Annotated in this window: 8 protein-coding genes; 5 read left to right on the top strand and 3 right to left on the bottom strand. The window is 49.6% G+C overall.

Annotated features, from left to right (window positions below; all coding sequences use genetic code 11):
• Window positions 1-201 precede the first annotated feature (201 nt).
• The 3 genes from LSE01S_RS03265 to LSE01S_RS03255 all read left to right on the top strand — a co-directional run bounded on the left by LSE01S_RS03265 (window position 202) and on the right by LSE01S_RS03255 (window position 3915).
• Complete coding sequence (locus LSE01S_RS03265; protein WP_061776195.1) at window positions 202-732, top strand: helix-turn-helix domain-containing protein; 531 nt, start codon at window positions 202-204, stop codon at window positions 730-732.
• Window positions 733-863: 131 nt separating this feature from the next.
• A complete protein-coding gene (gene lysS / locus LSE01S_RS03260; protein WP_061776194.1) occupies window positions 864-2375 on the top strand; it encodes a lysine--tRNA ligase in 1512 nt (503 codons plus the stop codon).
• 19 nt (window positions 2376-2394) lie between these two features.
• Window positions 2395-3915, top strand: a complete 1521-nt coding sequence (locus LSE01S_RS03255) for a UDP-N-acetylmuramoyl-L-alanyl-D-glutamate--2,6-diaminopimelate ligase (RefSeq protein ID WP_061776193.1) — start codon at window positions 2395-2397, stop codon at window positions 3913-3915.
• A gap of 51 nt (window positions 3916-3966) precedes the next feature.
• Here LSE01S_RS03255 and LSE01S_RS03250 read toward each other — a convergent pair whose 3' ends face one another.
• Window positions 3967-4929 carry a hypothetical protein gene (locus LSE01S_RS03250; protein WP_061776192.1) on the bottom strand — a complete coding sequence of 321 codons (963 nt, stop codon included), beginning with the start codon at window positions 4927-4929 and terminating at the stop codon, window positions 3967-3969.
• Between the two features lie 160 nt (window positions 4930-5089).
• Between LSE01S_RS03250 and LSE01S_RS03245 the strand changes: the two genes are divergently transcribed.
• On the top strand, window positions 5090-6253 hold the full coding sequence (locus LSE01S_RS03245) for a thiolase family protein (RefSeq protein ID WP_061776191.1): 1164 nt from the start codon (window positions 5090-5092) through the stop codon (window positions 6251-6253).
• Between the two features lie 55 nt (window positions 6254-6308).
• A complete protein-coding gene (locus LSE01S_RS03240; RefSeq protein ID WP_061776190.1) occupies window positions 6309-6497 on the top strand; it encodes a hypothetical protein in 189 nt (62 codons plus the stop codon).
• 53 nt (window positions 6498-6550) lie between these two features.
• Here the strand turns inward: LSE01S_RS03240 and addA are convergent, their stop codons facing one another.
• Together addA and LSE01S_RS03230 are read right to left on the bottom strand one after the other, a co-directional pair.
• On the bottom strand, window positions 6551-10333 hold the full coding sequence (gene addA / locus LSE01S_RS03235; RefSeq protein ID WP_061776189.1) for a helicase-exonuclease AddAB subunit AddA: 3783 nt from the start codon (window positions 10331-10333) through the stop codon (window positions 6551-6553).
• Entirely contained in the window at window positions 10326-13922 is a 3597-nt protein-coding gene (locus LSE01S_RS03230) for a PD-(D/E)XK nuclease family protein (RefSeq protein WP_061776188.1), read from the bottom strand. The genes addA and LSE01S_RS03230 overlap by 8 nt, the downstream gene beginning before the upstream one ends.
• Between the last annotated feature and the right edge of the window lie 119 nt (window positions 13923-14041).

Genomic DNA, 14041 nt, shown 5'->3' with positions numbered 1-14041 from the left:
GTTTCGTTGAACACTTTGTCTAACTCATTCAACAAATTCATTATGCGACGAATATTGAATAAAAGCATTAGACAAAGCCGGAAAAGTGTCAAAAAATCCATTTATTAACATTATTCCTGTTTTGTATAGCTCAAATTTGTCAAAACTAAACTAAAATGGGAGTATCTAGATTTCCTACACTTATATTAAAGGAGTTTCCTCATGGAAGCTAACCGATTCTACTTATCAAACAAAATTAAAAAGATCAGACAGCGAACCGCTGATCAGGATTACACTCACTTTGCTAACGAGATTACTCGCCTAACGGGTAAGACCATTGGCCGCGGGACGTTAATTCGTTGGGAACGTGGCCAAGCCGTCCCCCATTTAGAGTTTATCATGGCCATGGCGGACTTAGGCTCCACCAGCCTAGATAGCCTCCTCGCACCCAGTTCGCGACTACTGCCCGCGGAAGCCGTTCCTAGGATGACGCCCACGGCTCTCGACGATATCATGACAGAGCTTTCGGATAAGCTTAATCAGATCAAGAACTACCCCTATCCGCGTAGCGTTGCCGAATTTGCCGCAGAGATCACGGATACCTTCGACTACCAGATTAGCAATACCAAGCTCAATTACTGGCTCAAGGGACAACATCTCCCCAATCCACTTTCCTTATACCCGTTAGCACACATTGCCGGAATTTCCGTGGATGAATTATTAATGCAACCGTATCCGCTAGAACTGGTTTAATTTCGCTTTCACTCGGTAGAACTTGCCGGTTTTAAGGGAGTTAGGCTTGCTTATTAGGCTAAAATCAACTAAATTTAAGTGAGGTTTAGATTCAATTGCATTGAATCAATAGTTATATAGGAGGACACAACATGGGTAACAGCAAAAATAATAATGCGGCGCCAGCTGATCTGAATGACCAAATGCAGGTTCGGCGGGATAAAATGAACAAGCTTGCAGAGGAAGGCATTGCGCCTTTCGGTCACCGCTTCGATCGGACCGACACTAGCAAGACACTGACAGAAAAATACGACCAGTTCGATAAAGATGAACTGATGGACGACAAACATTATGTTGCTGTTGCAGGTCGAATCACCGGTAAGCGTGGTAGTGGTAAAGCCGGCTTTATGGACTTACTCGACAGAACAGGTGTTGTCCAAGTATACGCTCGTCAAGACGAACTTGGCGAAGACAAATACAGTCTGTACAAGACGTTAGACCTTGGGGACTTCATTGGTGCTAAGGGCTACATGATCAAAACCAACACTGGCGCCCTAACGTTACGTCTGACCGACTTCGACTTCTTGTCCAAATCCTTACGGCCATTGCCAGACAAGTATCACGGTTTAACCAATCCTGAAACCATCTATCGTCAACGGTACCTGGACCTGATTGCCAACCGTGATAGCTTCGACCGATTCATCCAAGTAACGAAGATTAAGCGGGCTATTCGGGAATATCTCGATAATGAAGGTTACCTGGAAGTTGACACGCCAATCCTGCAAACGGAAGCCGGCGGTGCCGAAGCACGTCCATTCGTGACCCACTCTAATGCTTTTGATATTCCATTATACCTACGGATCGCAACGGAACTTTACTTGAAGCGACTCATCGTTGGTGGTGTCGAAAAGGTTTACGAATTAGGGAAAGACTTCCGAAATGAAGGAACCGACTTACGTCACAACCCCGAATTCAACATGGTTGAAGTCTACACGGCTTACGCTGATTACACCGATGTCATGGACTTAACGGAAAATATCTTCCGCTACGTTGCGAACAAGGTTAAGGGTACCGGCCAGATCACTTACCAAGGTAAGGACATCGACTTAGACGCCGACTTCAAGCGGGTTCACATGGTGGACGCCGTTAAGGACGCAACTGGTATCGACTTCTGGCAACCCATGTCCGATGAAGACGCGCACAAGCTTGCCGAAGATAATGGCATTCACTGTGAACCTTACTGGAAGGTTGGCCACATCATCAACGCCTTCTTCGAAGAAAAGGTGCAAGATACGTTAGTTAACCCAACCTTCATCTACGGTCACCCCGTTGAAATTTCGCCATTGGCTAAGAAGAACCCTAAGGACCCTCGGTTCACCGACCGGTTCGAACTTTACATCAATGGTAATGAATACGGTAACGCCTTTACTGAATTAAACGACCCAATCGACCAACGTCAACGGTTTGAATCCCAAGACGCTGAACGTGCGGCGGGTAACGAAGAAGCCCACGGTATTGATGAGGATTACGTCGAAGCTATGGAATATGGGATGCCACCTACTGGTGGTCTGGGTATCGGAATCGACCGGATGACGATGTTGCTGACTGATGCAGCTTCCATCCGCGATGTCATGCTTTTCCCAACCATGCGGCCAAACGATTAATGACGAAAGGGACGATTGAATGCGAGTAAATCAGCTGATCGCGTTACTCCAAGAACACGATATTTACCAAGGAACGACGCTCAAATCTGACGACGTTAATGTCGACTCGTTAGCGTATGATTCACGCCAGGCTACTAAGAATAGCCTCTTCGTCTGCAAAGGCTTCAACTTCTCTGTCGATTACCTCAAGCAGGCCATCGATAAAGGTGCCAGCATCTATTTGGCAGAAGAAGATTATCACGTGGATACACCCATGATTTTAGTGAGCGACGTCCGCAAGGCCCTCTCACTAGCTGCTCAACTGTTCTTTAATTTCCCGCAAAACGATCTCTTTGTGATTGGCTATACGGGAACCAAAGGGAAGACCACCTCAACTTACTTCACGAAAAACATTTTGGCTCACGCCAATCCGAAGGAAGTTGCCATGTTCTCCACGATTAATCACATCATTGGTCCCAAGCCAGACGATGAGTTCAAGGCTCACTTGACGACGGCGGAATCCTTCGATATTTTTCACGAAATGCGGCAAGCCGTCGATAATGGTTGCAAGTACCTAGTCATGGAAGTTGCTTCTCAGGCTTACCTCCTCGACCGGGTCTACGGGTTAACGTTTGATGTTGGGGTCTTCCTGAACATCTCCCCCGACCATATTGGGGTCAACGAACATCCTAACTTCGCTAACTATCTTTTCTGCAAAATGCAACTGATGCTCAATTCTCGGAATTGTATCATTGATGCGGATGCCGACCATTTCGATGAGGTGCTTTCAGCCGCCAAGGTTTCCACGGCGCCTGACCACATCTTCACCTACGGCTTTAACCAGCCTGAGGCCACCCTGTCCATCACTCAGGATGCCGCCTCGCTTACCGGCAGTTCCTTTAACCTCACCGTTAACGGCGATCATGCCGATTTGACCGACTTGGCTACCGACTATGACGTCTCGCTACCTGGTGACTTTAATCAGGCTAATGCGACTGCCGCCATCATGGCCAGTCATTTAGCTGGTGCCGCCGTGGCTGACATGCAAGCCGGTTTAGCCAATACCGTGGTGCCTGGTCGGATGGAGTTCATCAAGACCAAGCATCATGGGACAGTCTACATCGACTACGCCCATGATTGGGGCAGTATGAACGCCCTCTTGAAGTTCCTTCATACCCAATTCCCCGACTACCATGTTACTGCCGTTCTTGGCAGTACCGGTGACAAAGGTGAAGATCGGCGTGAAGGTTTTGCCAAGGCGCTGAACCAATATGCCGACACGGCCTTCCTGACGACCGACGATCCTGGTTACGAGGATCCCATGAAAATTGCCAAGGAAATCGATAGCTTTATCGACCATTCCAAGGTAAAGACCATGATTATTCCGCAACGGGAAGAAGCCATTCGCCACGCTATCGCGACCGCCACTAATCACGATCTCGTGGTTCTGGCCGGTAAAGGTGAAGATCCTTACCAAAAGGTCAAGGGTGTTGATACACCATATGATACCGATCCCGTTGTCGCTAAAGGGGCCATTGCCGCCTTCGTCAACGAAAACTAGTCAAACGCAAAACGGTCTCGAGCAAAATTTCTTGCTCGAGACCGTTTTTATTTACCGTTTGTGTCGTTTCTTACGCCGCTTTTGGCTGTATTTTAATTGATGAGGATGTTTAGTCTTACCCAATTGTTGATCAGTACTAAATAGCTTCTGTCCAACTTGGGGATGTGCCCGCAGATACTCCTGCGTAAAGGCGTCAACTGCCGCATGGTCACTGGCCGCAATCCCTTTAGCCTGCATCGCCACCGTAAGATCTTCAAAGAAGTGCTCTAGCTGCGGATCATACATGGTGATGAGCGCCGAATGCCGGTCGCTCACCCACGCCAATAGATCGGCCTGATGTGGCAGACGACCCTGCTCCCCTAGATAATTGAATAACGTTGTCAACGCGAATGGTACCAGGTTAAAGAGCGCTGGCACCCGTTCTTCTTCGTCCAGTAAATGAGTGAATGGCCCAAACATAATTTCGTCTAAGCTATTCACGGTCCAAGCCTCGGGCTGTAGCTGCTTCCCAGTGATCATGAGTTCTGCCGTCGTATGAATGACCGTGACGAAATTTTCCAGATCGGCTGGTGCCAAGTTGGCAACCTCGGGTTGGGCAACCATTGCTTGAACCCACTGTTCAACCAGATCCACCACGTCTTCGTAGGCTGCCTGCTCAGCCGATACTTGGTCGTGCTTGGCCACTAACGCGGGACGAGCCGCCTTGACCGCCGCCAAGACTGCCGCCAGATTAGGCTGCTGCCGTGCCTTAAAATAGGCCGTTAAGACCGGGACGACCGCCACAAAGTAAGTGTGGGGCTGGTTAACCAGCGTCGGCAGGGCGGCTAACGTTCCCGCGATCTGTGCTGATGACCATTCCCCGTTGGCGAGATTCACCGTTTCCCTAGCGTGTTGCACGTCTTCAAGAATCGCCTGTGCATACCGTTGCTGATTTGCTGACATCTTATGGGCCGCCGGCGACGCTAAAAATTCGGCCACGGTTAAATGATTGGGTGCTCCCATTGATTTTGTCATAACTGGACCCCCTCTTTTGATAACTCTGTTCCCCATTATAGGAAAAATAATTAAGAAAAAGCAAATCCCCTGGTATCTCAACGACAAACTCAAGACAAATCGCCTAAAGTCGGTTATATTTAAGTTTCGGAAACTTATCGGAAAAGGAGAAACCATGACCATGGAAGAAGTTGTCATTGTTAGTGCCGTTCGGACTCCGATTGGCAAATTTGGTCGTAGCCTGCAGACCGTGACCGCCACTGAGCTGGGAACCATTGCCGCTAAAGCTGCGATTCACCGCAGCGGGTTAGACCCCAAAACGATTCAACAGACCATCTTTGGGACAGTGCTCCAGGCTGGTTTGGGCCAAAATGTTGCCCGTCAAATTGAACTTAACGCCGGCCTATCGACCAGTAGCACCGCCATGACGGTTAATCAGGTCTGTGGCTCCAGCTTAAAGGCCATCAGATTGGGCCAAAGTGCCATTATGATGGGTGACGCTGACGTCGTCTTAGTTGGTGGCACAGAAAGCATGAGTCAGGCGCCTTACTTAAACGCTCACACGCGTTCCGGGCATAAGTTTGGTGACGTTACCTTAACGGATAGTTTGGCCCAGGATGGCCTCACAGACGCCTTCAGCGGGGACCCCATGGGAATCACTGCCGAAAATGTGGCCAGTAAGTTCCATATTAGCCGAGCAGAACAAGATGCGTTTGCCTTAAAGTCGCAACAAAAAGCCGTCAAGGCCCAAGCAGCACACCGCTTCGATGCCGAAATCACCCCCGTCGCTGTCGCAGGCCAAAAAATTACGCAGGATGAGGCCGTCCGGGCAAACACTTCAGCAGCTAAACTGGCTGCCTTGCGACCAGCCTTCAAGTCAAATGGAACCGTCACTGCTGGCAACGCTGCCGGTTTAAATGATGGGGCAGCGGCCATGATTCTCATGCGTAAGTCGGCCGCCATCGCTCAAAATGTCCCTTACCTGGCCACCCTTAAGGGCTACCAGGAAGTCGGCATTGATCCGGATATCATGGGATACGCCCCAGTCGAAGCCATTCAAAAGGTGTTGACCAATCAACATCTCACGGTTGATGACGTGGATCGCTATGAGCTCAATGAGGCATTTGCCGCCCAGTCGGTGGCCGTGGTTCGTGACCTTCAGTTGCCCACCGACAAACTCAACGTTAACGGTGGGAGTATCGCCCTGGGGCATCCCCTGGGTGCGTCTGGAACACGAATTGTGGTAACCTTACTACACGAACTCCAACACAGCCAGCGATCACGCGGCGTCGCCGCTATGTGTGTCGGCGGTGGTATGGGTATCGCCCTACTCCTCGAACGCTAATCGTTGCTGCTTCTGGTATACTGAAGACACATTGACTTAGAAGGAGGCGACCGCTATGGCCGCAGCAGATGCAGCAGTTAAATTAAAACTCATCATTCTCTTAATCGTTGGCCTGATTGCCTTGGTGAGTGTCCTAGTAACCCTGTACCATCGGGATCACCACTATTACCCAGGATTCACCGGTATTTTGGCCGTTATTTTGGTCCAGCTCTTCGTCTTAGGTTCACTCTTTACCCTTAAATAAATAGATGTTAATAACCAAAACGGACGCGACTTTTCACAGTCACGTCCGTTTTTTTAGGCTTGAATTTGCTGTCGTGGAACACTAACCAAATCACCCGTTGCTAATAGATATAAATACTGATTAACAATTGGTAGGCCTGTCATCTGCTGCAAAGCCGTCGCATACAGATTAACTTGGCCGCCATACCGATCAATCAATTTTTGTTCGCTGTCCTCGACATGCTTAAGATTAACGTGATCGGTCTTGTAGTCAAAGAGAACAATGCCCTTCGGTGTCGTCAAATAACCATCGACAATCCCATGCACTAGAACTTGTGAATCTTGCTCTTGGAAGTCAGCGAACAGGCTCCTCGCCGGCATCAACAACGAGAACGGAACTTCACGTTGTAAATCCGTTGGGTGAGCCAATACCTGTTGCCCAACAACACTGTCAAAGAATTGTAGGATCTTGGTAACGTCAATCCGCTTAGCCACCTCCGCAGCGAGCACCTGATCGCCCACCAGCTGATCGATTAAGTCTTGAACGCTAGTCGTTGTTGGCGGCGTTTGCACGTCCAGCTGCTGCAGAACCAGGTGAGTCGCCGTTCCAATCTCCATTGGTAAGGGTTCTCGCACCGTTTGTAAAAATTCTGGTCGGGCGAAGTCATGGGTGACAAAACGATGTCCACTCTGACGATCGGCGGACGCCTGATATTCACCAATTGTGGCATTATCCGGATCCTCGAAAAGCCGTTTGGCCTCCGACACCGATTGATAGGCCGTCGTCTTTGTGGCCGAGTCATGCGGGTACTTGAAGTCCATCACCTGAACCAATTGTTCCCCGGATACCTTCGCTGATGAAACGGTTTTAGCTGCCTGTTGGGCCGCTTGCAGCCAATCGGCTTCCTCAGTTCCAACGGCCGCCGTTGGCTCAACCTCGGCTGCTCCCGCAAAGGTGACCTTAAACTCAGCAGGATCATCAGCTAACCCGACAAAACTCGTTGAATTTTCTCGTAGATCAGCCGCAAAGTGTGGTGACCGTACCAGGCTCATACCGATCCAATCCAGGTCATTCGCCAAGGTATTCTTTTCCCGCAAGGTTGCATTCAAAACGAGATCGGCGCTCTGGTAGGCCTGATTCCAAGTCGCCAGCGCCTCTTCTTTTGTCTTATGAGAACCCACAATGTACAGCCGCGACTCGGCACGAGTCAGGGCCACATAGAGCTTTCGCATTTCCTCCGCAAGACTAGCCCGCGAGATTGCCTGGGCCGTAACGAGTTTCTGTAAGCTCGGTGCCTTGACCCGACTATCGGGATCCAAATAATCAATCCCAATCCCGGTCTTGCCACTCATCACATAGTTTCCTTGTTGGTCTTGTCGATTAAATTGACGCGAGGCATCCATGACAAAAACAACCGGGAACTCGAGTCCCTTGCTCCCATGAATCGTCATCACGGATACGGCATCCTCAGCCGTTTGAACCGGTGCACCCGCCAAGTCGGCATCCCGCTGCTGTAGTCGTTGAACAAACCGAACAAATTGGAACAACCCTTTAAAGCTACTCCGCTCATATGTCCGTGCCCGTTCGTACAGGGCATGCAGATTAGCTTGCCGTTGTTCACCCGCGGGCATACCACCCACATAGTCAAGAAATCCCGTCTCTTGATAAATTCGCCAGATCAAGGTGACCAACTCATTTTGCTGGGCCACGTCTCGGAACAGCTTTAGTTGTTCCAGGAAATGATTGACCTTTTCAAAAACGCGTTGTTGGAAATCTCCAGTAGCAGCAGTAGCGGCCACCTGTTGGAAGTGTTGTAACGCTTGAAAATAGTCCCCCGTTTTCGAATTAATTCTGAGAAGCGCTAGCTCATTTTCATCTAACCCAACGATCGGAGAACGTAGCACCGCGGCTAGGGGAATATCTTGGTAAGGATTATCAATCACCTGAAGCAAAGACATCATAATCTGAATTTCTGTGGTCTTAAAGTAATTCTGCGCATCACTAACCACCACGGGGATGCCCATTCGCCGAAGCTCATCGGTGATAATCAAATTGTTGGTTCGAGTCGGCGTCAATAAGGTAATGTCACCATACGTCATCGGCCGGACCTGTTTAGCCTCGCGATCGTAAATCGGCGTCTTAGCAGCGATGAGTTCCTGAATCTTCTTCCCCGTCAGTAAGACTTCCCCTTGGTGTTTGTTATCCACCTGGAAAGTCTCGTCCATCGGTTCTTGATCGGCATCCGTCGAACCGGGTTCGGCCGCCTCATCGGTTAAATAAACCAACAGTTCGGCCGTACTTTTAACGTCCTCGTCGGGATAATAGGTTGCGCCGAACTTGAGCTCAGCCGACCCCGTGTAGTCGATCTCACCCAGCTCTCGATTCATCAGTTGCTTAAAAATTAAATTGGTGAAGTCATCCACATTTTTCATTGAACGGAAATTTTCCGCCAAAACAATCAATTGTCCTTGAGAATCATCGGCCACATACCGATCCGTCGTCCCCATAAACAGCGTGGGATCAGCTTGCCGGAACCGATAAATTGACTGCTTAACATCCCCCACCATAAAGAGATTACCAGCAGGTGCCGGATGCGCAATGGCCGTCAAAATGGCCTCTTGCAAGCCATTGGTATCTTGATACTCATCGACCATGATCTCCTGATATTGACGACTCAACTGTTCAGCCACCTGCCGTGACTGATCAGAGTCTAGGGTCAAAATCCGTAGGGCAGCATGTTCGACATCGGCAAAGTCCAAGACATGTCGACGCTGTTTCTCATCCCAGTAAGCCTGACGAAAGACCGTGACAACCCGTGACAATTCCGTCACTAACTTGGCAGACTGACGAATCGTTGTGACGGCTTGTTCCTCCGTCTGTAACAGGAAACTCTTCTTGAGCGTCTCCAACTGCTTTTTTGCCGGGTCATAGTAAGTAGTCTTTAGCTCAGAATAAATCGGATAATCTTCATTGGTCTTCCGAATAGCTGGTATTCGCCCCCATGGGAAGTCCTGAATGGCCGCTCTAAGGTCATTCCAGCGTCCACCACTGACTAGCTCCTGAACCGTAGTCAAGCTAGCTAAGACCGTCTCTAAGTGGTTAATTTGTTTATCCAACCGAGCCTGCTGAGCCAACGTCAGGGCACTCGTCAAATCGGCCTTGATTTGATCAAGTTGTTCCGAAAATAGGGGCTGTAGCTGTTCTCGATAAAAGGTCGTTGTCGTTAACTGATCGCCATCTAATTCATAGCGATCGGGAAGCTTTGCCAGCCACGCCGCTGGATCGGCCGTCGCATTGGCAAAGGTGTTAGTCTGTTGAACCAAATCCGCGAGTCCATCGTCCGACCGGTCACCAGAAGAATTCTCCGTCAACCGCGCAAACTCTCCCGACTCATCATCGGCGTACAGTTGTTCTCGCACATCCGCCCAGACTTCGTCCCGAATTAGCCCGTTCTCCGTCTCATCGGCTAAAAGCCGAAATACCGGGTCCTGGTCAATCACATAGTAGTAATGCTGAAGAATCCGTAAACAAAAGGCATCTAAGGTACTAATGTCAGCCACCGGAAGCTGATTTAACTGGCGGAGATAGAATTGTTGTCGATCGGTATCCCCTTGATTGGCCGCCAATTCTTGACGCAGAGCTGTTTGAATTCGTTCTCGCATTTCACTGGCTGCGGCCTTGGTAAACGTCACAATTAGAATTTCATCGATACCCGTTCCCGCCTTCAATTTTTCAATGACACGTTGGACCAGGACCCGTGTTTTTCCAGAACCTGCGGAGGCCGACACCAGCAAATTATTACCCGTTTGATGAATCGCCAGATCTTGGCTTGGTGTGAAATTAAATTTTTTACCCATGGTGTGCCTCCTTTGCCTGTTCTTCTGCGATGCGTCGCATAACCTCATCCTTATCGAGTGGGGTAAGGTCATGATAGTTATTTTCTTGAAGCAATGGGTCAAACTGCATGATGGATTTGTACGGTGAATACTGCAGTGCCGTTCGATTCTGTTCCCTCGTTGGCGCCAAATCGACGCGACCGGCGAAGATCTGACTCGCCGCCTGCTTGATCAGATTTTCCGTGTGCTGGAGTAAGAGGTCCAACTCATCCGGATTGACTAACAGCTTGCCATACGAGGTAATGGTTCCCTTCTTGGTCCGTCGCAAACCACGGAAAAGAATGGAACTCCCACTGTACTCCGGTTGTTCGAACAAAGAATCAATATTCGTCAACAATTCCGGATCATCTAGTAATAGCCCCTGGTACTGTTCCGCTTTCAATAACGCTTCGGACAGGTCGGTTCCTAGAACTTCGGCCGCCTTCAAAATTGGATTCTGTAAATGTAGGTAGACCGCTCCAGCTAGTTCCGCTTGCTGAGCGGCGTTCGCCCCCACTAACTTAGGGAGGTTCTTCCGCACAGCATCTAGATACGTCAACATTTGCATTGCCTGGCCGTAATATGCTTCCTGGTAACTGAACTTGTGATCGGAGCTCTTGTAATCAACGACACCCAAATAAGTCTTCTCGTCAACTTGTAAGGCATCCAACCGGTCAATCCGTCCGCGAACCATGACCTGCCGTTCATTGCCCAAATCAAAGGCTAATGGTGCTAAACCACCAGCATTACCCAACCCAAACTGGACCTCCGTTCGCTTAGGTCGTAACTTGGTTCGTTTGCTTTGATTGCGCATGGTCCGAGCCATTTGCTTCATCGTCTTAATCAGTTGTTGCCGAATATAAGCCATCCGATGTGAACTCTCTAAAATGGCAAATTGGGGATTTGTCGTCGTATCTAAGACTTTCGCCACAACCTCATCCGTCAACTCACCTAGTTGTTGATCGTCCAATGTCGATAGATCCAAGTGCTGCTGATTAACCAGCTTCATCAAGCCATCCATCGTCGCGTGAAAGAACTCACCCGTGCTGGCTGGCGAGAGTTCAAAGACATCCCGCTCCTGGAGCTTCAAACCATACTTTAAAAAGTAGGCATACGGGTTCGAATAATACTCCTCTAATTTAGAGATCGACGTGCTGATCTTCTGGCCATAGAGTTGAGTCACAATATCTGGCATCAACGGCGTTGGCGTATTTTTATAAGCCAAACTACCCAGCAGTTTAGTCGTTAATGTCCCATACTGCCGATCACCCTGTAACTGCTGCAAAATGAACAGCCATGCCGGTGATAACCGCTGCTGCCGCTGCTGACTGTCATGACTAGCCTGAACCAAGTGACGTAGTGTTGCTCTTCGAGTGCCGACAAACGGCCGAATGTCCTGATCATCAGCCTTGGGGGTTGCCGGGGCCATCGTGACTGGCAAGTGGAAATAGTCCCGAATACGGGCAACGTAGGGCGAAATGTCGAGACCGTTCTTGGCATCATCACTAGAAATCGGGTAACTCAAGATCAGCTTCTCACTGCCACTGAGAAAAGCCAGATAATTCAGGTACGGTTCACCCGCCAATTGAGTCGCCGCATCGTCACGAAGATATTGGTCTTCATCAGTCGCCTGGAGCTCATCGCTTAAATCCCGCCGGTCATTATCTGCCAGCAAGGTATTTGGCAACTGATCGTCTGGCATGGCATCGGCCGTGGCTCCCATCAGAAAGGTCACTCGTCGATTGTTCGCCTGGACAATCCCACTTTCAGACAACTGGACTTGATCCAGTGTCGATGGAATCTGATTAAACTTAGCACCGGCAAATCCAGCCTGCAGCAAGTCCTGAAAATCAGCCTGATGGAAAGGCTGGTCACCGATGATCCGATGACATTCGTCCAGCATCTGACAGAACGTGGTCCATGTTTGCTCCGGTTGGCCAGCTCGAACGAGATCGCCTTCATCGATAGCCTGATCACGCCAAGCCATGAGCCGTTGATCGACCCCATTGGCCGTTAAAAATTGATATAAAATAGTGGCGGCATCCGTATAGCTCCTAGCCTTTTTGAGTCGGGCAAAGAATGGCGGCAATGTCGTCTGAATAAAATGACGAATCGTATTAATTTGTGCCGTAATTTTTTCGTCTTGACTGGTCTGAACCTGATCATCCCCTGCGGAGAAACGGGTATACTGCCAGTCTTGCTTCTGCGTCCAGCGCGATTTACCTTCAAATCCCGTTTTTAATACCAAGTTCTCAGTCAGAGCTAGCGCTTGTCGATAGGCCTGCAGATCCATAAAGGTGCCTGCCGCATCCCGTGGCAAGAGTAACTCCGACTTCAGGACCCGAAATACATCCGCATATCGATAGTTCTTCCGATCAACATCAAATAAAGCATTGAGCAATTCCACAAAGGGATGATCAGCCATCTGAATATCAACGTCATTAAAGTAAGGAATCTCTTGCGCCGAAAAAATAGGTCCTACCACCGTCTGGTAAGTCTCCAAGTGCCGGGCCAAGATCAAGAAATCGCGGTAGCGGTACTCCCCCGTCGCCACCATTTGCCGAATTTTCGTGGCAATTCGCGAGACTTCTACGTAGCGATTATCGGCCTGAACCAACTGAATGTCTTGAGGGATCGTGGTTGCCGGCTTTGGTTGGGGTGACAACGTGGTCGTCGCCTCCCAATAGTCCGCTAGTGCTTGCAAATCAGGAGTCACTCGTGGCGTCGTTGCCTGTTGGTCAATCAACACCGGTACGCGATTAGCCTGCGCGACCTGATAAAGCTGTCGGTATAGCCTGGCCGACTGAAAGAAGAGATTCGTCGGATCTGGAAGCTGCTGAGATGCCTGATGATCCAAATCCAAAGCAACCGTGACGCTGGCCGACTGCTGAATGAGCACCGCGACCAGTTGGCGCTCCTGTGCGCTCAGTTGAGAAAAACCCTCGAGATAGAAATGCGCATGACTGAGATCGGCCGTCGTTTTCAAATAGTCCGCCAATTGATTAAGTAAGTCGGTATTTTCGACATATTTTCCCAGCATTTGTTCTTCAAATGCCGTATAGATGACGGTCAGATCTTGCAGTTTGGCCCGCAGATCGGCATTGGTCGTCCCTAGATTCTGCGTTGCCTTCGCCAGATCGGCCGCCGTAACCTGTCCCACCTTAAACTCTGCCAACTGAGTCGCTAACTGACTGATAAACCCCGGCCGATCGACTTCCCCCCGAAACACCGTCAACTCCGCGGCATGTTGCTGAATAATCTGATAGACCAACATATTTAAACCAGCCGTAGAGATCCGTGGCAGCTGATAAACTGGTTCATTCTTCATGAAGAACCAGGCCAACCGTGTGAACGAAAACACCTGAACCTGCGATTGGGCAAACAAAGTCGTGTCTGGTGAGCTGAGCCGCTTTAACGCCGCCAACACATCCACTTCGGTCTCGAACTTAATGTGATTCGGAACCAAATAATAGGCTTGCTCCGTCGGCTGCTCAACCACCGTCGCCATGGCCTTTACCAAGGGCTGGCGGTGATCGAACTGCGCACTTCCCAAAATAAACTGTAAACTCATCAGTCAGCCTCCTTCATGACATCCGTTCATTCGCCACCAACTCAGTGATGACGACTCATATCATTATTATATTCTAGCACAGCCGAGCACAAAAGCGAACACACGTTTGCTAACCATAC

Source organism: Levilactobacillus senmaizukei DSM 21775 = NBRC 103853 (assembly GCF_001592085.1).
In the GTDB taxonomy this organism is placed as follows: domain Bacteria; phylum Bacillota; class Bacilli; order Lactobacillales; family Lactobacillaceae; genus Levilactobacillus; species Levilactobacillus senmaizukei.
This window is presented reverse-complemented; position numbering and strand designations above follow the sequence as displayed.

Bases quoted from the DNA above. Each gene is read 5' to 3' on its own strand.
- LSE01S_RS03245 (WP_061776191.1), top strand. From the start codon at position 5,090: ATGGAAGAAGTTGTCATTGTTAGTGCCGTTCGGACTCCGATTGGCAAA.
- LSE01S_RS03240 (WP_061776190.1), top strand. From the start codon at position 6,309: ATGGCCGCAGCAGATGCAGCAGTTAAATTAAAACTCATCATTCTCTTA.
- LSE01S_RS03250 (WP_061776192.1), bottom strand. From the start codon at position 4,929: ATGACAAAATCAATGGGAGCACCCAATCATTTAACCGTGGCCGAATTT.
- LSE01S_RS03230 (WP_061776188.1), bottom strand. From the start codon at position 13,922: ATGAGTTTACAGTTTATTTTGGGAAGTGCGCAGTTCGATCACCGCCAG.
- lysS (WP_061776194.1), top strand. From the start codon at position 864: ATGGGTAACAGCAAAAATAATAATGCGGCGCCAGCTGATCTGAATGAC.
- LSE01S_RS03255 (WP_061776193.1), top strand. From the start codon at position 2,395: ATGCGAGTAAATCAGCTGATCGCGTTACTCCAAGAACACGATATTTAC.
- LSE01S_RS03265 (WP_061776195.1), top strand. From the start codon at position 202: ATGGAAGCTAACCGATTCTACTTATCAAACAAAATTAAAAAGATCAGA.
- addA (WP_061776189.1), bottom strand. From the start codon at position 10,333: ATGGGTAAAAAATTTAATTTCACACCAAGCCAAGATCTGGCGATTCAT.